Here is a 22225-nt window from a genome sequence, read left to right as displayed (position 1 = left end):
GACATGAGTGAAACTTAACCTTCAATTATAGGTTTAGCAAAAGAAAAATTTAGTTATCTCTGTCAATAGGGTTGATTTTTATCATCTGAATATATATCTCAAGTTGTAGTTGTCAACTCTGTCGAGTTTCAAACTGGATTTTTTTGATAGAATTGTATAGATTTCCAGATTAATTAACCGCTGGATACAATTATTAGACATCTCCGGTAAAAATAGTAGAGAATAGTAGAGAATAGTAGAGACATTTCATGGAACATCTCTACTAAAAAACGCATATTTAATTTTCAGATGATGTCTAAGGTCAGCAATACTTACCTATTCCCTGTGATCTAATCTAGCTTTAATATCAGCAGCAAAGTCTTCATATTTCCTTAAAGGAGTGACTTCTACTTGCACTTTTTGCCCATTTTTTTTGATGATAGGTAAATCTAGAAGAATTTGATCTAATGTATCTGGACTAGGAACATCAACAATCGCAATTACACGACGAGTACCAACACATTTCCATAAATCAACTATTATTCCAGCTTGTTTAGCTTGGACTGCTGTTTCTGCTTCTTCACTCCATATAGCAAACAATTCTTGTTGGCTCATGTTATCGGGGTATTCAACCTGAAAATCCAAATGGTAGAGCATATTTACCGTTTCAACCCTTTTTTGTGAGGACTTTAATAGTTTAAACTAAAATGGATGTAGTTCTGAGTTTAACCTGGGGTAATTTCTTCTTTAACGGGACGAATAATAGGGGGTGGAGGTGGTAGTTCTGGTTGAAAGATTCCTGATAGTGCTTGTTCTAAAGTTTGTGCCATAACGATGCGGTTTTCATAGGCTACAATGACTCTGACTAAAGTGGGTAAACTATTCTGTGTAGCTTCTAAATAAATTGGTTCAACATATAATAAAGATTGTTCAATGGGAATTACTAAAAGATTACCTTGAATTACCCTAGAACCTTGTTGATTCCATAAGGAAATTTGTTGGGAAATAACCGGATCTTGATTAATTCTGGCTTCAATTTGTTCCTGTCCATAAATTAAGCGTTCTTTGGGAAAGTTATATAATAGTAGTTTACCGTAATTTTCACCGTCGGAACGTGCTGCTAACCAAGCAATTAAATTTGTCCGTTGTTTGGGTGTGTAAGGAAGTAATAAAATAAATTCTTCAAAGGGAAGATTGGGGAGACTGGTAATTAAATAATAGGGTTCAACTTGACGGGTTTCGCTTCCATAGATTTCATTGGGAATTTGCCATTGATCTTCTCTATTATAAAACACTTGAGGATCTGTCATGTGATAGATCATTAAGCGTTCTGATTGAATTTTAAAATAATCTACTGGATAACGTAGATGACTATGGAGATTAACAGGTAAATTGTTAATGTTTTGGAACATTTGAGGAAATATTTTTGACCATGCTGTAATGATTGGATCTAAGGAATCAGCAATGTAAAATCTCACTGTACCATTGTAAGCGTCAATTACGACTTTGACGGAATTACGAATATAGTTGATCCCTTCCTTACCTGTGTCAGAGTAGGGATAATGATCGCTGATTGTGTAAGCATCAACTATCCAATAAAGATAGTTTTCTCTCCCAGGAAACTGTTGATTTTTATTGTCTGTATAAGCATCAGTTACAACTAAATAAGGATCACTATCGAACTTTAAAAAAGGAGCAATGGTGCGAATCCTTTGATTAATATTTCGTCGAAATAATACTTTAGTTTCTGGTAAAAAATCTTGTGTAAATATCATTCTCCAATCTTTTAAATATATAGAAAATAGCCATTTTTTCCATAGAGAATTGATATTTATTCCTCCTAATCCATCGTAGGTATTATAAACATTATCACTACCGCTGGGATAATCTAATTCTTTAACTTTTGTCCCAGTCATGACGTGAGTATTAGTAATTTCTCCATAATAAATTCTGGGTTTATCAATGGGAATACTTTGACGAATATCTATACTAGAAGTATTTAACGCGCTCCCTTTCTGACTAATATCTTTAACAAAATACTCTGGTAGTCCACCCGCAGCAACGGTATTTACAGGACTCATGGTAAAACCATAACCATGGGTATAAATCATATTTTTATTTACCCATGTTTGCGCTTGGGGAGGGACATTTTCATAATTCAATTCTCTGGCCGCAATTAATACCTGTTGTTTTTCTAGATTGTCTTTTTTTGGGTTACTTTTGATTAAATATCTATCAATATCAGCATCAGGAAATTGATAATAAGGTCGAATTTGTTGTAATTGACGGTTAGTTTTTAATAATGGTTCTTGGTCCCAAAGACGAATATTTCTCATTGTTAAATTATTGGCTTTAATATCCTCTGCTGTGAGTTTTCCTATGGGGTTAAATATTTGAGAATCAACGATATCTAAATTAAAAGCTTGACGAGTCAGCGCGATATTTCGCTCTATATAAGGTTTTTCTCTTTGTAATTCATTCGGTTCAACAATGAAATTTTGCACGGTCATAGGTAAAATGAAGTTACCTGTAATTATCAAAGTTAGATACATATATATACTATAGTTTATCCAAGGATGATGTGAAGATTTTTTTCTCGAAAATCCAGTTAAGTATAATAAATAAAAAGCTATAGCTATTGATAAAAAATATAATATTGTATCTGCTGGTAATTGGGCTTTAATATCGGTATAACTAGCACCATAGCTGACTCCATTATCAGAATAAAGCAGTTGATAACGATTCAGCCAATAATTTAAACCAGCTACTAACATTAAACAGCCAGATAAGCCTAATAAATGGCGTTTTTGTGGTGCGGAAAATCCTCTGAAAATACCTTGACTGAGGCTATTTGCTGATAATAAATAAGTGAGAATAACGCTAATCAATCCATATAAAGATAATCCTATTAACCAAAGTTCTAACATTTCCCAAATGGGAAGAGAGAAAATATAAAAACTTATATCTTGCTTGAATAATGGTTCAGAACTGTTGAAGGAAACAGGGTGAAAAAATAACAGAAATTTTGCCCAATTTTCAGCAATTATCTCCCCAAAACTCAAACTTAAAATCACTGCGATCGCTCGGAGCAGAAATTTGCTATAAATTAATAAAGCAATAGATAATCCCCCAACTATTCCTAAATACCAATTTTGAGAAATGATCTTTTTTCCCAACTCCCAAATCGTCTCTATTTTAAATACAATTGGTGCTGATAAATTTGATTCACTGACTTTTCCAGTCCCATAAGCCAGAGCAATTTCTCCATAATATGCTAATATTAAACAAACTAACAAACTTAATCCTAATGTCAGCGGTAACAACCACTGCAATTTGATTTGATTGCTATTATTAGTTAATGGCAAATTTTGCTCATTTTTGCTATAATGGGGACTGAGAAAAGTGGTTAATTTTCGACTAATGTTGATTTCTGTCTCTGGAATATAATTATGATTTTGACTAGATTGTAATTTTTGAGCTAAAATTAGATTTCCCCATAAATAAACAACACTCAAACTGACAATAAACAGCCATAAACCACCCTGAGTTAACAATTTTAGGGAAAATACTTCTATATAACCAACTTCCTGAAACCAAAATAATTCCGCACCTAAATCAGCAGCTATTTTCAAAAATAACCACAACCCCAAGAATAATATAAAAACTTTAACCCACCATTTCCCAAATTTAAACATTATTTTAGTATTAATCATTGGTTATTAAATGTGATTACTAAATTAATTTTTAATCTCCTATTTATTACTCCAATAAAGTCCAGATTTATCTGGGGTGAATTTCCCTATGTTCATGCTTGACAGAACCAGGAAAATGTTTATTTTTTAAACATTCTTGAATAAATCTTTGAGGAATGTCTTGACTTTCTCCCCAATGTTGATGAATATAAGAAGCATGGACATTAGGTAAACCCCAACCTTCAAAACCTGTATTTTCATCACAGTCATAACGATAGGTATTAAACAATGGTTTTGAGTTATTAGTTATTAAATGAGAACGATGAAATTCATGACCAAAAATACTTGTGTTCATATCAATTAAAAAGGTGTTTTCTAAAACTACTGCGCGACGATATCCCAAAGTTAATTTTTTATCCATTTGCGCTAAAGTTGGTAATATTCCTACCATTGGCCAAGTTTTACCATCAAAATCAATAATCTGCTCACATAAATACATTAATCCTCCACATTCTGCAATTGTCGGTATTCCTCCTAAAATCGCATTTTTCACTTCTTGAATTAAGTTAACATTTGCAGCTAATTGTGATGCAAATACTTCGGGAAAACCTCCACCAAAATACATTCCTTGGATATCTTTTGGTAATTGATCATCATTTAATGGACTCCAAAATACTAATTCTGCACCTAATTTCTCTAATAAATCTAAGTTATCTTGATAGTAAAAATTAAAGGCTTGATCTCGTGCTACAGCAATTTTACAGAGTATTTCAGATTTAGGAACAACTACACTCCTCCCTAACTCTCCCTTTATTAAGGGTGAGATATTGGAACTTGATTTGGAACTTGATAAAGATGATGATTTTAAAAGCGGTAAAAGTTGCTCCCAATCAAAATAAATATCTCCTAAATCAGCTAAACTATCAATTATTTGATCTAATTTTGGTAATTCTGCGGTGGGAATTAAGCCCAGATGACGGTCAGGAATGGTAATATTGTCCTGTCTTTTTAATACACCCAAAATTGGTAATTTTAGAGATACAAGAGATGCTTTTAATAATGATAAATGTCGTTCACTTCCTACTCTATTTAAGATTAAACCAGCAATTTTAATTCTTGGATCTAAGGAAGAATAACCATGAGCAATTGCAGCTACAGAACCGGATAAACGACTACAATCAATTACTAATATTATCGGTATGTCTAATAATCTAGCAATATGTGCGGTACTAGCAAAGTCCGATAAATTTCCAATACCATCAAATAAACCCATTACTCCTTCAATTAAATTATACTCACTTTGGCAAGAATGATAATTAAAGCATTGTTGAACATAACTTTCTGAAGTTAATACCGGATCTAAATTTCGACAAGGAAGACCAGTAACATATTCATGAAACATAGGATCAATATAATCAGGTCCTACTTTAAAAGATTGTATATTCAGACCACGACGACGTAAAGATGCTAAAAGGGTAAGTGTAACTGTTGTTTTTCCGACTCCGCTTCTTTCTCCAGCAATAATTATAGACATAGATTACAAAATCAAAGTTCAAAATCAAAGTTCAAAATCAAAGTTCAAACAACTGGTAAAAATTAATTTATTTTCATTTTTCTCTTTCTTGTTGTCTTTGTTCAATTTCCGCAGGAGAAATCATACTATTAATTTTTTCAGTATCCGTCATCATCATGATAATACCTTCCACATTATCGCCGAACAAGGGACTAAAAGCAATATAACATCGAATTTGTTTACCGCGACGATTAGTACCATTGATCAATACTTCCTGAAATTTCTTTTTATTAGATACTATATCACGAATTGGAACTCGCAATTGTTCTACAGGTAAACCAATATCTAAACTAAACCAAGATTTGTTAATTACTTCCTCTTGACGTAAACCCCACATATCTTCAACCGCATGATTCCAAATTAAAATATTAAAATTAGTATCTATTACAACCATTCCCATTTGCAGACAACTCAAAATGGAAGACATAAAGGTATTAGTCCGATCTAGTTCATAGGTACGATTGCTAAGTTCCTGGTTAATTGCTCGCAGTTGTTCATTAGCGGAATGCAATTCTTCATTCATAGTCTCCATTTCTTGATTTGTAGATTGCAATTCTTCATTAGTAGTCTCCAATTCTTCATTTGTAGATTGCAATTCTTCATTTGTAGTCTCCAATTCTTCATTTGTAGATTGCAATTCTTCATTTGTAGTTTCCAATTCTTGTCGAGAGCGTTGCAATGCTGATTGCAATTTTATATAACGGCTAATATCATTAAAAGTAACTGTTACACCGAGAATGGTTTGATCAGTATCTTGCAAGGGAATAATCCGCACATCTAAATACTGAGTTTCTGAATTAGGCTGATAACGTTCAATATTAGTTAATGTAATTGGATGACGTTCATTATATACTTGCTCAATGAGCGATCGCAATTCTAGAGGTCTATAAGATAATTCTAAATCTTGAAAAGGGCGATTGATATCTTTAAGTGTTAAATTAAATAAATTTCGAGCTTGTTCATTAATCATGATTAAAATTCCCTGATTATTAATCACAATCTGAGCGTTAGATGCTGTATCAAAAGCTAATTCTCTAACTCGAATTTCTTGAGACACATTAGCTGATTCTTGATTTTGTAAATTAGCCATTACTAATTGACGATTGCGGATATTTCCCAAAGATACTTTTGCAAAAATACGATCTTTTAAATTTATAGGTGTAAATAAATTAGTATGAGTGATTAACATTTCTGCTTTTCCTAAAAACAGATAACCATGATCATTAAGAGCAAAATGAAAACGATTGATAATGCGTCCTTGGGTTTCCGAGTTGAAATACATTAAAGTATTACGACAAACCAATAAATCTAAACGAGAAATTGGTGCATCCTGAAGTAAATCATGACGACCAAAAATCACAGCACGACGTAGATCTTGCTGAAAAATATATTTTTCATTGCTTAAATCAAAGTATTTATCCCGCAGTTCCAATGGGACAGCGTGAATATTTCTGGCCGAATAACTAGCTTGACGTGCTTGGTTTAAGGCTTCCTCATCTATATCTGTAGCGTAGATTTTTACGCGATGACGAAAATCCTCAATTCCTAATATTTCCGCTAAAATTATGGCTAAAGTATAAGCTTCTTCTCCCGAAGCACAACCAGCACTCCAGATTCTAACTTGTTCATTTTTTTGTTTATTTTCAAGAATATTGGGAATAATTTCCTTAGCTAAATATTCCCAAGCTAGAGGGTCACGAAAAAAAGCAGTTACATTAATTAAAATAGTATTAAATAAAGCTTTAAATTCATCGGGATGAACTTCTAAATAATCTTGATAATTAGCAAAATTTTCTATGTTTAAATACTGCATCTGTTTAGTAACACGACGCATTAAAGTAGAACGCTTATAACCTGTGAAATCAAAGCCTCGGTTATTTCTTAAATATTGCAAAAGATTTTCAAAATCAACGTCTTTATGTGGAAGGTTCATAGAATCAATAGAGATGTAGCTATTCTGGATGGTAAGTTATTGATAATAACCTAAATTTATCAACTAGTACCAGACATGATCAAAGTTCGTAAGGCCAGGGAAATTTCTGCCAAAGGTAGGATAAAATCTACATTACCAGTTTTAATAGCAGCAGCTGGCATTCCCGGAAATTCAGCAGTTTTCGCATCTTGAACAATTACCGTACCACCCATTTTTTTAATTGCTTCCACGCCCATCGCTCCATCCGTACCAGTTCCAGATAATACAACTGCAATAGCCCTTGCTTGATAACTTGCGGCCACAGACTCAAACAATAAATCAGCGGAAGGACGGAGAAAATGCACCATTTCCGACTGAGATAAAGAAACTTTACCTTCACCATTAACCAACAAATGATTATTAGGAGGAGCAATATAAACAGTTCCAGGAGTCAGTTTATCTCCTTCATTAGCCTGTATTACCTTTAACACAGTGCGACGACTGAGAATTTCCGCCATGAGGGAGGGGTGACGAGGATCTAAATGTTGAACGATAACAATAGCTGCTTTGAAATCCGTCGGTAAATCAGTCAAGACCTCAATTAGCGCCGTCAACCCCCCAGCAGAAGCCGCAACAGCCACAATATCAAAATTAGGAAGATTTGACATATTTACTTTAAATAGATGATTTAACCCCTATTATAAAGTATCAAAATTTCTCATTCATTTTATCTATCTATTGATAGATAAAATTTTCGGCGTTGTGTGAATTGAAATCGGTAATGGGTAATTGGTAAATCGAAGAGCCTAACTTTCTGCTTCTAAAGCCTTTTTTGCTTCCGATAATTTTCGTTTATATTCTTCACTGATTTTTGGGTATTGTAAATTTAATTCTTGTAACTTTTGGCAAATAATATCTGCTACTATTAATCTTGTAAACCACTTGCGATCAGCCGGGACAATATACCAAGGAGCAAATTCCGTGCTAGTGTGGTTAAAGACTTCTTCATAAGCATTCATATAATCATTCCAGAAAAAGCGTTCTTGTAAATCACTAGTAGAAAACTTCCAATTTTTTTCTGGTGAGTCAATGCGTTCCAAAAACCGCTTTCTTTGTACCGACTTAGAGACATTGAGAAAAAACTTGAGAACAATCACACCATTATTGACCAAATATTTTTCAAAATTATTAATTTCCTCAAAACGCTGTTTCCATATTTGATCACCTTTAGGAAAAATGGGTAATTGTTGTTTTTTAAGAATTTCTGGATGTACACGCACTATGAGTAATTCCTCATAATAAGAACGATTAAAAATACCAATTCTTCCCCTTTCGGGTAAAGCCCTCATTGAGCGCCATAAATAATCATGATCTAACTCTTCTTCACTGGGTGCTTTAAAACTAAATACCTGACATCCTTGGGGATTGACACCAGACATAACGTGTTTAATGGTACTATCTTTACCAGCAGCATCCATAGCCTGAAAAATAATCAACAAAGAATAATTATTTTGAGCATAGAGAATATCTTGATACTTAGCTAACTGTAAAATACCCGCCTTTAATTTTCTGACAGCATCACCTTTTTGATGAAATTCACACTTATAACCTGGGTTATAATCCTTGACCAAAGAAATTTGAGAACCTGGTTTAACAATATAAGGATCATGATTCATTGAAAAAAATTAGCACTCCTATAAAACCTTTAAACTTAATCCTAAAAAATCCCAAAACAACCTAAATATAACCTTCCTCCTCCGCGTCCTCCGCGCCTCTGCGGTTAGATAAAAAACCCTGAAACCGCAGAGAGAGGGAGTCAAAAAAATCAAAAAAATCAAAAAAATAATATTTTATTTCCTGACTTCTAAGAAACAGAAGATTGTAATTTGGTTAACTCCGCTAAAACTTCCGTACTGTGAATACTAGGATTAACCTTGACAAAAGTTGCGCGTAAAATCCCTTGAGGATCAATAATAAAACTATGGCGCATAGAGAAAAAATTCATCCAAGAACCATAAGCCTTACTAACTGTTCCCGTAGTATCAGCTAACAAAGGAAATTTTAACCCTTCGGAATCACAAAATTCCGCATGAGAATCAACATCGTCAGCACTGATACCAATAACTTGAGTATTTTTCTCAATGTACTTAGATAGGTCTTGCTGAAAACGTCGAGCTTCAATAGTACAACCAGAAGTAAAATCTTGAGGGTAAAAATAGAGAACTACCCACTGACCGCGAAAATCAGCCAAAGAGATTTTACCATTGCCTGTATTAGTTGGTAAAGTAAATTCTGGGGCTAGTTGATTAATTGTCGGTAATTTACCGCCTAAAGCTTGAGCATTGGGTGTAAAATTCAACCAATTAATCACAGCTAAACAAGTAGCAAATAAAATGCTCAGAAAAGTGCGACGGGAAATCATGGTTTAAACCAGAAACATAACTTAATATAAGTTTACATTCTTCTCGTCCCCTATTTTGCATCTGAATCAGATTCCGGTGGTTTTTCAATACTTTCAATGTATTGGCTATCTATGAGAAAAGCCCCTCTAGTAAAGCGGACACCCCAATAACCACCAGGGCGACAGTCAATAACTATACCTTCTTCCCCAATGTGAATGACATCAGCAGGACGTAACATAGGCATAGGTTCAGCAGTTTTCAGGTATGGTGGTAAGCATACCACACGGACTTTACTACCAATTGGGAATTGTGGGGACATTTTGTAATAATTTGTATTCCATAATTTTGCAAGCGGTTAACTTTGCGTCTTTGCGCTTTAGCGTGAGACTAAATCAAACTTCAATTATACAACACTCAAGAAAACATATCTAGAAAATTATGTTACGTGATTTTAAAAACAGAAGTGAATTAGTTACATACCTGCGGGAACAGTTTCCCCAAGCAGCAGATGATCATGTTAGTAATATTCCAGGGGGAAGGAAAGCAGCGGAGGAAGCACTCAGAAAAATTGATCCGGTAGCTTATGCAAAAACACGGAATTTTTTAGATGGTAATGTTACTAAATTATCAGCTTATATTCGTCATGGTGTTTTAAGTTTGGGAGAAATTCGAGAATATGTACTCAAACGAGTTGACAACCCAGATGATGCTAATAAATTGATTCAGGAATTAGCTTGGCGTGACTACTGGCAGAGATTATATGTTAAACTGGAAGACCGGATTTGGCAAAATCAGGAAGAATATAAAACCGGTTATCTACCCACAGACTATACAGCCAAATTACCAGAAGATATCACCACTGGAACTACAGGGTTAGTTTGCATTGACAGCTTTAGTCAGGAATTGCGAACCACTGGCTATCTCCACAATCATATTAGAATGTGGTTAGCAGCTTATATTATTCATTGGCGACGGGTGGAATGGCAAGCCGGCGCAAAGTGGTTTTTGCAACATTTACTCGACGGTGATCCAGCAAGTAACAATATGTCATGGCAATGGGTAGCAAGTACATTTAGTCACAAACCCTATTTTTTCAACCGCGAGAATTTGCAACGTTACACAAAGGGAGTTTATTGTCATCAGTGTCCTTATTTAGGTAAGTGTGACTTTGAAGGAAGTTATGAACAAATAGAACAGCGACTTTTTCCCAAAGCGGAATTTAGTAAACAACATCATAATCAAACCTGGCAAAAAGGAACTAAACGCAAATAAGCACTTTCCTTACCTGTGTTTTGTTAATAAATGTAAAGAACAGATTCCACCAGCAAAATCAAATGATATATTAAATCCATAGGACACCAAACAGATAAGAAACCAACCAAAAAGGGCGAATGATCTAGTGTCCCCTGTCATCAGCCCAGCAAATTACAGCATTATTGATGATCAAGTGGCAAGTAGCCAATTGTGAGTGGCGAGGCCAAATCCCAGAGCGGAAAGACGTAGAGATGCTGTGTTTGTGTTCCCACTAGTCCACCTTTAGTAACTTAGATTCACTTACTTTACTTTAATCATTTGAAAGCTGCAAATTCACTATAACCCGGTCAATCTTGATCGGGTTTTTAGATGATCAGAACCTCGTTAGTAATACCCAATTGATTAAGTTAGTAAACCTCGTTTTTTTAATTTAGCTAGTGCGTCTTCAGCAGCAGCTTTTTCTGCATCTTTTTTGCTACGTCCTTTACCTTCACCATATTCTTTTCCATCAATTAATACCTTAGCGATAAATTCTGGGGCGTGAGATGGACCACCTATATGTTCTGTTACATATTTAGGAGGATTTAAAGTGACTTCCCTTTGTACCCATTCTTGCAATTGGTTTTTAGAGTCTACATTTGAGCGAGTTTCAACAATATGTTTTGATGCAGAATCAAATAATGGTTCAACAATAGCGCGAACTGTGTCAACATCACAATTGTGATCTAAATAATAAGCACCAATTACTGCTTCAAAGGTGCTACTGAGTAAGTTAGGATTTTGAAAACCTCCATCTCTAATTGTCCCTTTTCCTAATCTCATTCTCAATTCTATACCTACTTCAAGGGCGAATTTTGCTAATTGTTTTTCTTCTACTAATGCAGAACGCAGACGAGTTAATTCATCCTCTCCTTTTTGGGGATAACGACAATAAAGATATTGTCCACTGATAAAATTGAGTATGGCATCACCAAGAAATTCTAAGCGTTCATTGTGTTCCCCTTCTCCTGGGTTCTCATTGACATAAGAACGGTGGGTAAGCGCTTGACGCAGAAGTGTTTCATTATTAAATGTGAGAAGTTTGTGCATTTGTTTTATATATTAACTATGTTGAAAAACTATGTTGAAAATGAAAAAACCACTAAGTGCAGTTTGTAGAATCCTTAGATGGCTCTTGTGGTATGGCTCTTGTGGTGCGGACATCCTGTCCGCTTTAATTAGATAAATTAAAATTAATGCAGTATTGATTCAGTAATCAAACACCACTATTTTTCTCTCCCCGTCAGATTCAAAAGCCATTTTACAGCACTTTCTACATCTGGAACTTGTTCTCCTGGGGGTATAGGTGGACGTTTTACCATCACAACTTTTATACCTAGTTTCCGGGCGGCGATAATTTTAGGATATGTGGCACTACCACCGCTATTTTTGCTCACAATAGTATCTATATTGTATTTGAGTAAAATTTCCTGTTCCTTTTCTAAATTAAAAGGACCGCGATCGCTTATGATCAAACCAGGTGGTACTATGGCATTGGCATCTGGGGGATCAATCATCCGCATTAAAAACCAAATTTCTGCTAACTTTGCAAAAGTAGCAATTTCTTGTCTACCAATTGTTAAAAATACTCGTTGAGATTGATTTGATAAGGCTGCTGCTGCGGCCAGATTATTTTCCACTTCTAACCAGTTATCACCCTCTAATTTTTGCCAAGGTGGACGAATTACCATTAATCGCGGAATACCCACTTCCTCTGCGGCTATGGCTGCATTTGCAGAAATCTGATCAGCGAAAGGATGGGTAGCATCAATTAATAAATCAATGTGCATTTCTCGGAGATAAGTAGTCAATCCCGCTACACCACCAAAACCGCCAATCCTCACATTACCAAGGGGAAGGGTAGGTTTACGGGTACTACCAGCTAAAGAGGCGATCGCCTCAATACCGTGAATATTTGCTACCTTAGCAGCCAACTCAACCGCATCACCAATCCCACCTAAAATTAAAACGCGCAACATATCAATTTTGTTAACTTTGAACTTTGGATGTTTACTATTTACTGCTTAAAATAAATTTGCACCTACTATGATGTTTTTCACCTTGAATAACTAATGTTGATTCAGACTAGATTCTAGAGTTTTAACTTGGTTTTGTAATTTTTCCACGGTTTGGACATGAGATTGTTGTAATGCAACTAATAACCAAATCGAACTACCAGTAAATATTGTCAGCACAGCTATTAAAAGACTTATTAGCAATTTTACCTGAAAATTCAGACGTTTGACCTGATTTTGATCTATAATCTGGGAACTAGCAGCTATATTTTCAGGTTCATTTTCTACCACCACCTCTATTTTTAGTGCTTCCTCTTTAGGAAATGCAACTTTACTTTTTAACCATCCAGTAATCAACTGAGGACAATTAGTTTTAACCCATTTCCAAGCCAATATTTTCACCGCTGGTTTAGATATTTTGGTCATAAATTTCAGAGTTTTATTGAGAGTTCCCAACTGAAACTTTTGGTTAATTAAATTGGTGACACCGATATCATATAAACAATCTATAAGCAACTTAATTGTGATTTCTTCATTATAAACTAAAGTTTTTATCAATATAAGCACTTCATTCATCAATTTTTCTTCTCGGTCTTTTTCTGGAGAATGTTGTGTTAAATTCTTTGATATTTTTACTGGTTCAGACATACTAGACCTCTGAAATAATTAATTTTATGTTATACTTGGAGGTTTGCTTAATTTTAGATAAAAGTTATAATTACACCGCTATGGTTGAATTTACAACCGCAAAGAACACCCAAAGATACATAAAACCTAAAACTATTTATCATACCACAGAAACAATTGTGCAACAGATCTACTTTAATGTTGAGTATAAGTTTTATTTTTTTAAATTGACGATATCATGTAGGGAAACTGGCGCAGATTTTCACTTCTTGATCAGGATATGATTTCATATTCAGCCAAAATCCGCTCACTTTCATCTACCTGTTGAGTAAGTTCCCGAAATACGTGGAGCGGGGATTTTGTCGTATACAGCACTTATTAATCCGCAATTCTCCACGCAAATTTTCGCTTTATCCCCTTTTTAGCGGTAAAGTCTCCTAGGGATCAAGTGTAATTTTAATTACACATCACCCTGGTAAATCTAACGCAATTAACAAAGCTTGTTCCAGATGTGCCATGACAACTTCCGAAAGTACACCTCGTAAGCGCAAAAAGCGGGTCTTAGATAATACCCGCACCTGATCTGCCATTGCGATCGAGTCCTTCTTGAGACCGCCATCTGGTGCTAAAATTAAAACTTGAGTGGGGTAAACTCGCTTCCCGTCTTGATAGGTGGTACAGGGTACTGCTAAAACTACTGGGCTGGATAGATTAATCACATCACGACTAACAATAATCACTGGACGAGTTCCTCCTTGTTCTGAGCCTTCAGTCGTTTCTAAACGAGCATCATACACCTCACCCCTTCTCATCTTGGAGATTCCCCTAACTGCAACGCCTCCCACTGGGCTGTAGCAAATTCTACCTCTAGTTTTAGGACTTCAGCCTGATAATCTGGATCATTAGCCATTTCTGCCAATGCGGCATCAATTTCAGAACGCTTCTGTATGGCTAGTTCCCTTCGTAAAGCCTGGGCGACAAAATCATTGCGATTTTTAGCTTTTCCTTCCATAACCGCTTTATCTGTGGCTTCTAGGAGTTCTCTGGGAATGGTTAACGTCGTGCGAACGGTTTCTGTTTTCATGGCGCGTTCATTATTTTGATGACTGAAGTGATGCCTTATATCATATCGTTTTCCGCATCACACAAAATTAAAAATTAAAAATTAAAAATTAGTCGTTCTCAATTGTTTATTCTCAATTTTCCCGGATACTTTTCTAATTTATCACCTAAAACACCACCAATTGTGGCAATCTGAGAAGTATAACCTCTGGCGATCTGATATTTTAATTACAGAAAATCTACCTGTTGGGATTATGCAAACTCTGTCAACTCTGGAAATTAGCAACACTACATCTAGTCAACCAGCCTTTGATACCACTATTAAACGCCGCAAAACCCGCGCTGTCAAAGTGGGGGATGTGATCATTGGGGGTGGATACCCAGTGGTGGTACAGTCAATGATCAATGAAGACACCCTAGATATTGACGGTTCTGTAGCCGGTATTCGTCGTCTTCATGAAATAGGCTGCGAAATTGTCCGTGTTACAGTCCCCAGTCTTGGACACGCTAAAGCATTGGCAGAAATTAAACAGAAATTAATTCAAACTTATCGTGATGTACCAATTGTGGCTGATGTCCATCACAATGGTATGAAAATCGCCTTAGAAGTCGCCAAGCATATTGAAAAAGTGCGAATTAATCCAGGCTTGTATGTATTTGAAAAACCCAATACCAGCCGCACCGAATATACAAAAGCTGAATTTGACGAAATTGGTGAAAAAATCCGTGAAACTTTAGCTCCGCTGGTAATTTCCTTGCGTGATCAAGGTAAAGCCATGCGAATTGGCGTAAATCATGGTTCTTTAGCGGAAAGAATGTTATTTACCTATGGGGACACACCAGAAGGCATGGTAGAATCTGCCATAGAGTTTATCCGCATTTGTGAATCTTTGGATTTTCATAATGTCGTCATCTCCATGAAAGCCTCACGAGTTCCTGTCATGGTGGCTGCATATCGTCTTATGGCCAAACGTATGGATGATTTGGGTATGGACTATCCTCTCCATCTAGGCGTGACCGAAGCAGGGGATGGAGAATATGGTAGAATTAAATCCACCGCCGGTATTGCCACATTACTAGCTGACGGCATTGGTGATACAATTCGTGTATCTTTGACAGAAGCACCAGAAAAAGAAATTCCCGTTTGTTACAGCATTCTGCAAGCTTTAGGTTTGCGGAAAACAATGGTTGAATATGTCGCTTGTCCTTCTTGTGGACGGACTTTATTTAATTTAGAGGAAGTGCTGCATACAGTTAGAGAAGCCACCAAACATTTAACTGGGTTAGATATTGCTGTGATGGGTTGTATTGTCAATGGACCTGGAGAAATGGCAGACGCTGACTATGGTTATGTTGGTAAAACCCCCGGTTACATTTCTCTATATCGTGGTCGGGAAGAAATTAAAAAAGTTCCCGAAACCCAAGGGGTAGAAGAGTTGATTAATCTGATTAAAGCAGACGGACGTTGGGTAGAACCTTAATTTATCAAACTTTTACTTCTGTCCCCCTGTTAGATTAGATTACTTATTTTTTTAAACTAACTGCAAAGAAAGTTAATAATTCTTGAGGGGGAAGGGGTAAAAAATGATTTTTGATTTCTTTGTCAGGATCAAGATTTACAGGATTTGAGGATTTTCATAATTAAGAACTTGCCAATAAAAAACAATACCCAAAAGTTTCCTGTGGTGCGGGCATCTTGCCCGCAGAATATTAATATTAATAATATTCCTATTACTCTAAATCAGGTTCTACACCCAATGATCTTAATTGAGCAATTAATCTTTCTGTTTTTTGTCTTTCCTGTTCAGCCCATACCCAAACCTAATTCTATTCTAGGATTCCAAAAACGATTATCTACTAATTCTATTTTGAGATAAGAGGTTGAGAAAGAAAAAAAGAGCAGAGGGGAAAAGAGCAATAGTATAAAGTGCTACTCAGTAGCAAGTAGAGAAACCGCAAGTCGAAAACCGTAGAGGCGATAAGAAAGGCCGCGCGAATCCTTAAGGCGAAGCGCAGACCGACAGTACCTGGCAAAGTAATACCAAGAACCGCCGCGAAGTAACTTTATATTACTACCGCTTTGATTTTTCCAAGCACTACCATTTATAGGTGCGTTTATATAATTTTCATGCCAGTCATCTTCACACCACTCCCACACATTCCCGTGCATATCGTACAAGCCAAAAGCGTTAGGGGGAAAAGTTCCTACATCTGTAGTTTGTTGGCGATATTTACCTTTAGGTGCGGACTTATAGGGATAATTACCATTGTAGTTTACTAAATCCGTGGTGATGTTGTCACCAAAAGAGAATGGCGTTTTTGTCCCGGCTCTACAAGCATATTCCCATTCTGCTTCACTAGGTAATCTGTAGTTTTTTCCTGTCCTTTGGCTTAACTTTCGACAGAATGTAACCGCATCATCCCAGCTGACAGTTTCAACTGGGCGGTTATTGCCTTTGAAGTAAGAGGGATTATGCCCCATAATAGCTTGATATTGTGCCTGTGTCAAGGGATATTTGCCCATAAAAAAGCTGGGAACTGTAACTTGATGTTGGGGACCTTCATCATCATGTCTTTTTGCCTCATTTGCCGGTGAACCCATCCAGAAAGTTCCTCCCGGTATGGCGATCATTTCTAATTTAACACCATTTCCTAAATCTTCGGTAAATGATGATTGGGGATTGATATTTACGTTAATATTTGCTGGTGGTTTGGGTGGGTTTGTGGCTGTGGGAATAACTCCTGTTTTTTTATTTGCTAATGCGGCTAAAACTTCTGTGGCTGATTGATAACGTTTAACAGGAATATCCTGTAACATGATTTCTAATACCGTTGTTAATTCCTGACTTAAAGAAACATATTTTTGCCATTGCCATTGCATTTTTCTGGTATCAAATAATTCATCTGCACCATCAGCTTCTTGAAAATGTCCCGTCAATAATCTGACACAGGTAACAGCTAAACTATAGAGATCACTACTATGATAAACCATACCCCGAAACTGTTCTGGTGGCGCGTATCCAGGAGTACCTACTGTAGTCCCCACTCTAGTTAAAATAGTTCCACTTGTTTCTTTGGAAACGCCAAAATCAATTAGAAATAATTGACCGGTTTTACTTCTAATAATATTTTCGGGTTTTATATCTCGATGAATAACTTGATTGTCATGGATAAATTGCAAAACTGGCAATAATTCTGTGAGGATAATTCTGATTTGTGGTTCTTTTAATTTACCTTGATTTTGAAACTCTTCTAATAGGTTTTGACCATCAATAAAGTCTTGCACTAAATAAAGTCTACCATCTTGGGGAAAGAAGGCTTCTAAATCTGGTATTTGCGGATGTTTTCCTAATTCTTGGAGTCTTTTGGCTTCTTGTTGAAATAATTCGGTGGCTTTTTGTAAAGCCGCACTTCCAGCTTGTTGGGGTAAGAATTGTTTGATAACGCAGGGAGTATTTAATCTTTTTTCATCTATTGCTTGAAATGTTCTGCCAAAACCACCTTCTCCGAGAAACTTAATGGGACGATAACGATCATCTAGAATAATTTTACCACCACATTTTTGACAAAAGCTAGTACCTTGGGGATTTTGATGAAGACAGGTGGGATTAAGACATTGACTCATGGTAGATACTTGGTAAATCTAAGGATAATTATACTAAACAATTTTAGTTAATAACTCTGATTTTTCTCAAGTCAGAAATGGCCAAGGCCATGCTTTGCTAACAAGACGTATCGGGTTAAAACCATCAGATCAATTGCCTAAATTATGAAGAATTGTCAAGTCTTCTGGCTGTAAGGCCTTCAGTAGCATAAAATCTTGAATTGGGAATTGCTATTCCCTAGCTTCTGTGCTTGTTAATTACTCATCAGTCTAGTAATATACGCAAATAACGACTAATTAGCAATTATCAATTACTAATTACCAATCGTTGTGTTAGATTAGTCATACTTGACATATATTTTTTTTCTTTGACACAGTTGTCATTATGGTAATTACAAAGAGTAAGCTGGTTTTAAGTGCTACAGTAGTAACGCTTTCTACAATCGTTATTACTAGTCTTGGCATTCACTCCATTGGTAAAGCTTCATTTAAAGACAGTCACAAGGATTTAGTAGATGAAGTTTGGCAGATTATTAACTACCGATACGTAGATGGAACTTTTAATCAGCTAGATTGGCAAGCTGTTCGTCAGGAATACTTAAACAAGTCTTATACTGATGAAAAGGAGGCTTATAAGTCCATCCGGGAAATGCTGAAAAAGCTAGAAGACCCTTACACGCGGTTTATGAACCCGGAAGAATTTAAAAATTTACAAGTTGATACCTCTGGAGAACTTACAGGTATTGGTATAACTATTAGTCAAGATGAAAAAACTAAACAACTGCTTGTCATTGCTCCTATTGAAGATACACCGGCATTTAAAGCAGGTATTTTAGCCAAAGATATTATTCTGGAAATTAATGGTAAAAATACCAAAGGGATGGATACAAATGATGCAGTATCTCTGATTCGTGGCAAAGCAGGAACCAGGGTAAAGCTAACAATTCTGCGTAATGGTCAGAAAAAACAATTCGATATCCAACGAGCGCGAATTGAGATTCATCCTGTGCGCTATTCGGAAAAGAAAACTCCAGCAGGTAATATTGGCTATATTCGCTTGAATCAATTCAGCGCCAATGCTAGTAAGGAAATGAAAGATGCTATTCAAAACTTAGAAGCTAAAAAGGTTTCTGGATATATTTTAGACTTACGTAGTAATCCCGGAGGTTTGCTATACGCGAGTATAGAAATTGCCCAAATGTGGATGAATAAAGGCACTATTGTTTTTACTATTGACCGCCAGGGTACGCAAGATAAACAAGTAGCAAATGGCTCTGCTTTGACTAATAAGCCCTTGGTAGTATTAGTAGATAAAGGTTCAGCCAGTGCTAGTGAAATCCTTTCTGGGGCGTTACAAGATAATAAAAGGGCGATTTTAGTAGGAAATCAAACTTTTGGTAAGGGTTTAGTCCAATCTGTGCAGCCTTTAAAATCTGGTTCGGGTTTGGCTGTAACTATTGCTAAATATCATACTCCCAGTGGAAAAGATATTAATAAACATGGTATTGATCCAGATGTGAAGGTAGAATTGACTGATGCTCAACGTCAAGATTTATGGTTGCGTGAACGGGATAAATTAGGGACTCTTGCAGATCCTCAATTTGCGAAAGCTGTGGAATTATTAGGTAAACAAACCACTCAAAATACAAGTACAATTAGGAAAAATTAAATAAACATCTAGGTAAAGTAGAGTAAAGACGTTCCATGGAACGTCTCTACCAATGAACCATCTAAACCTATCACCTGACAAGAATCAGGATTTCAACTTAAATTCATCAAACTTAACAACTCCAGTATCGGGTTTTTTCGTATCAAAAAGATAGCTGCTAATTGTGCCTGTTCCTGTGTCGAAAATGCTAAAAACTGTAATATCATTACTGGCAATATAAGGCTGTGGTTGACCATCTTCTCCTAATAAGGGCGAAAGAGTTGGTACAATCGGTTGTAAACCATTAGGATCACCAATTGCGATACAATCTTTTTGATAGTTATTTGGTATTTCTCGTTGTCTTTCCCCCCAAGCAGCACCATAAGAGTTACCGACATTAGATGTTTCTAAAAAGTGCATTCCACTAGCACTGATAAAACGATTCCATAAGTGGGAATGTCCATAAAATACTAATTGCACTTTAGCAGTTTCTAATAAGGGAATAAGATCACGAATAATATAATCTTGATCTTTGGGATATTGATAATCTATTGATTTGATTTCTCCTAAATCATTGTGTTCTATTATTCCTATGGGATTAGTATAAGGTGGAATAATATTACAACCCAATGTATGCGGTGGATGATGGAACATAACAACTTTATATTTTGCTTGTTGAAATTCCTGGCTGTTAAGTTCTTGTTTTAGCCAATTATATTGTTGACTACCTGCAAAAATTGGTTCATAAATAATTTGTCCATAACCCCAATTTTCTGGATGATTAAAGTCTTTTTCGGCTTCTCGATATCGCCCTTTAGTATCTCGATCTAATCTAGGACTACGCCACATATTTGTAACATAAAGAACAACAAGACGCACATCTCCAAAACTAACAGCATAGTAGGTTTTTCCCCCTGGTTGACTTGCAGGTAAAGATAAAATTTCCTCGTAAGTGTCAGTATTAAAGGAATGATCTTTTAAGGATTTTTCGCCAGATAATTTTTTAGCAATTTCCCGGGGAATAGTATCATTAAATTCATCATCTAAACTTGCTGTTCTTTGAAATCTACCCATAACTTCATGATTACCAATACAAGTAAACATGGGTGCATTTTGAATAATTTTCCCTCCTGTATAAGTGACCTTAACTCCATTATGTTCTATCTGATATTTAGCGTGACCTTGTAAACCAGGAAAGAAAGCATTACCTCGATTATCATCAAACCATTCAGAAGCGCGGTCTGAAACATTGACTAAATCACCCGCAAACCATACTCCGTCTATTTGTCCTACAGTTTCCACAACCTTTTGTAGGTTTGCGGCCGTCATGGGTTTTAGTTGGTGGTCCGAGGTGAGGAGGATTTTTAATGGTGTTCCCGGTTGGGGAGTGGTTGTCAGGGTAAAAACTTCGCTACTGACACTTTGACCATCTTCCCGGACACTGGTAACGCGATAGGGAACTCGCACACCAGTAGTTAATTCTGTTACTAGGGCTTCATGTCGCCAAATATGACGTTGAACGGGTTTTTGGTAAATTTGCCCGTTTTGAGTCTGATTCCCGACTCGTGATTCTTGGTCTTCTCTGGTGCGGCTGAGTTTGGTAGTACGGGCTGGGGAAGTTTTCTGGAGATTTTCTCCGTAACTGACTGAATGATGATCACCAAGAAACTCGGTAAACCACACTACTTGTACTGATGTTGCTGTTGGTAGTTGTAAAAATGGGTCTGTCAGCAATTCTGGTGCTGATTTCATGATTATTTGCCCAAAATAACTCAAGTTTGCTATAACTATATTACGCAAAGGCGATCGCTCTGTTAACTTATTAATTTAAGAATAAAAATAAAGTCGTATTGACAATGCTTCTACAGCCGTTGAACTCTCGTCAAAAAACAAAACCCCCACTAAATAAATAGAGGGGGTGATGTGATTGTAAAAAATAAACCTGGCATCGAGCTATTTTGACATGGGGCTACCCCCAAACTATCGTCGCCGCAGCAGCGTTTCACCTCTGAGTTCGGGAAGGGATCAGTGTGGTTCCACCGCGCCATAGACACCAGGAAAGCCTGATGATTTTGGATTTTGGATTTTGGATTTTAGATTGCAGAAAATAATTCAACATGGTTCACATAAACTTAACAACTGATATTATTCTCAACTAGAGAAACTAATTATCAATCTTTTATAATTCCCAAAATTGGAACTTTTAGTTTCTACATTGTTGGCAAATAATCCAAAATCTAAAATCTAAAATCTAAAATTCACAAAACCCTGAAGACTGCATTCGAGAACGAGAAATCACAATAAGAATTAAGAATATAGAGGTCAAGCCCTCGGTCTGTTAGTACTCCTTTGCTACATACATTACTGTACTTCCACATAGAGCCTATTAACGGGTGTTCTGCCCGTGACCTTACCTAC

At 36.1% G+C, this 22225-nt stretch carries 18 protein-coding genes and 2 rRNA genes; 3 read left to right on the top strand and 17 right to left on the bottom strand.

All coding sequences use genetic code 11. The features are described from left to right. Positions 1-315: 315 nt before the first annotated feature. The 8 genes from H6F62_RS18225 to sipA all read right to left on the bottom strand — a co-directional run bounded on the left by H6F62_RS18225 (position 316) and on the right by sipA (position 9877). Complete coding sequence (locus H6F62_RS18225) at positions 316-636, bottom strand: muconolactone Delta-isomerase family protein (RefSeq protein ID WP_137908951.1); 321 nt, start codon at positions 634-636, stop codon at positions 316-318. Positions 637-704: 68 nt separating this feature from the next. Next, entirely contained in the window at positions 705-3692 is a 2988-nt protein-coding gene (locus H6F62_RS18220; RefSeq protein ID WP_242026072.1) for a UPF0182 family protein, read from the bottom strand. 67 nt (positions 3693-3759) lie between these two features. Next, on the bottom strand, positions 3760-5205 hold the full coding sequence (locus tag H6F62_RS18215; RefSeq protein WP_190372643.1) for a cobyrinate a,c-diamide synthase: 1446 nt from the start codon (positions 5203-5205) through the stop codon (positions 3760-3762). A 73-nt stretch (positions 5206-5278) separates the two neighbouring features. Next, positions 5279-7177, bottom strand: coding sequence for a CheR family methyltransferase (locus tag H6F62_RS18210; protein ID WP_190372642.1), 1899 nt, complete (start codon positions 7175-7177; stop codon positions 5279-5281). A 59-nt stretch (positions 7178-7236) separates the two neighbouring features. Continuing rightward, complete coding sequence (locus tag H6F62_RS18205; RefSeq protein WP_190372641.1) at positions 7237-7824, bottom strand: chemotaxis protein CheB; 588 nt, start codon at positions 7822-7824, stop codon at positions 7237-7239. A gap of 138 nt (positions 7825-7962) precedes the next feature. Further along, a complete protein-coding gene (locus H6F62_RS18200) occupies positions 7963-8832 on the bottom strand; it encodes a polyphosphate kinase 2 family protein (RefSeq protein ID WP_190372640.1) in 870 nt (289 codons plus the stop codon). A 188-nt stretch (positions 8833-9020) separates the two neighbouring features. Next, positions 9021-9578, bottom strand: coding sequence for a peroxiredoxin (locus tag H6F62_RS18195; protein WP_190372639.1), 558 nt, complete (start codon positions 9576-9578; stop codon positions 9021-9023). 50 nt (positions 9579-9628) lie between these two features. Then, complete coding sequence (gene sipA / locus H6F62_RS18190; RefSeq protein ID WP_137908945.1) at positions 9629-9877, bottom strand: regulatory protein SipA; 249 nt, start codon at positions 9875-9877, stop codon at positions 9629-9631. A 119-nt stretch (positions 9878-9996) separates the two neighbouring features. Between sipA and H6F62_RS18185 the strand changes: the two genes are divergently transcribed. After that, positions 9997-10830, top strand: coding sequence for an FAD-binding domain-containing protein (locus H6F62_RS18185; protein WP_137908944.1), 834 nt, complete (start codon positions 9997-9999; stop codon positions 10828-10830). Between the two features lie 384 nt (positions 10831-11214). Here H6F62_RS18185 and rnc read toward each other — a convergent pair whose 3' ends face one another. The 5 genes from rnc to H6F62_RS18160 all read right to left on the bottom strand — a co-directional run bounded on the left by rnc (position 11215) and on the right by H6F62_RS18160 (position 14577). Beyond that, positions 11215-11901 carry a ribonuclease III gene (rnc, locus tag H6F62_RS18180; RefSeq protein ID WP_137908943.1) on the bottom strand — a complete coding sequence of 229 codons (687 nt, stop codon included), beginning with the start codon at positions 11899-11901 and terminating at the stop codon, positions 11215-11217. A gap of 176 nt (positions 11902-12077) precedes the next feature. Further along, complete coding sequence (locus H6F62_RS18175) at positions 12078-12830, bottom strand: cobalt-precorrin-6A reductase (protein WP_190372638.1); 753 nt, start codon at positions 12828-12830, stop codon at positions 12078-12080. A 90-nt stretch (positions 12831-12920) separates the two neighbouring features. Further along, positions 12921-13514, bottom strand: a complete 594-nt coding sequence (locus H6F62_RS18170; protein WP_137908941.1) for a hypothetical protein — start codon at positions 13512-13514, stop codon at positions 12921-12923. 446 nt (positions 13515-13960) lie between these two features. After that, positions 13961-14305, bottom strand: a complete 345-nt coding sequence (locus tag H6F62_RS18165; RefSeq protein WP_028085048.1) for a type II toxin-antitoxin system PemK/MazF family toxin — start codon at positions 14303-14305, stop codon at positions 13961-13963. Next, complete coding sequence (locus H6F62_RS18160; protein WP_028085049.1) at positions 14302-14577, bottom strand: ribbon-helix-helix domain-containing protein; 276 nt, start codon at positions 14575-14577, stop codon at positions 14302-14304. Before H6F62_RS18160 ends, H6F62_RS18165 begins: the two co-directional genes overlap by 4 nt. Positions 14578-14809: 232 nt before the next feature. Between H6F62_RS18160 and ispG the strand changes: the two genes are divergently transcribed. After that, a complete protein-coding gene (gene ispG, locus H6F62_RS18155) occupies positions 14810-16036 on the top strand; it encodes a (E)-4-hydroxy-3-methylbut-2-enyl-diphosphate synthase (protein WP_137908961.1) in 1227 nt (408 codons plus the stop codon). 449 nt (positions 16037-16485) lie between these two features. Here ispG and H6F62_RS18150 read toward each other — a convergent pair whose 3' ends face one another. Next, entirely contained in the window at positions 16486-18180 is a 1695-nt protein-coding gene (locus H6F62_RS18150; protein ID WP_190372637.1) for a bifunctional serine/threonine-protein kinase/formylglycine-generating enzyme family protein, read from the bottom strand. Between the two features lie 364 nt (positions 18181-18544). Here H6F62_RS18150 and ctpC point away from each other — a divergent pair, with 364 nt between their 5' ends. Further along, the gene (ctpC, locus tag H6F62_RS18145) at positions 18545-19828 is read left to right on the top strand and encodes a carboxyl-terminal processing protease CtpC (RefSeq protein ID WP_137908939.1); all 1284 of its coding nucleotides are present in this window, start codon (positions 18545-18547) and stop codon (positions 19826-19828) included. A gap of 84 nt (positions 19829-19912) precedes the next feature. Here the strand turns inward: ctpC and H6F62_RS18140 are convergent, their stop codons facing one another. From H6F62_RS18140 to H6F62_RS18130, 3 genes are all read right to left on the bottom strand, one after another. Beyond that, entirely contained in the window at positions 19913-21559 is a 1647-nt protein-coding gene (locus tag H6F62_RS18140) for a metallophosphoesterase (protein ID WP_190372636.1), read from the bottom strand. A 188-nt stretch (positions 21560-21747) separates the two neighbouring features. Beyond that, positions 21748-21865, bottom strand: a 5S ribosomal RNA gene (gene rrf, locus H6F62_RS18135). Between the two features lie 260 nt (positions 21866-22125). Continuing rightward, positions 22126-22225, bottom strand: a 23S ribosomal RNA gene (locus tag H6F62_RS18130); the annotation flags it as partial.

Origin of the sequence: Anabaena sp. FACHB-1391, from assembly GCF_014696755.1 — a bacterium.
GTDB classification, from domain to species: Bacteria; Cyanobacteriota; Cyanobacteriia; order Cyanobacteriales; family Nostocaceae; genus Dolichospermum; species Dolichospermum planctonicum.
This window is presented reverse-complemented; position numbering and strand designations above follow the sequence as displayed.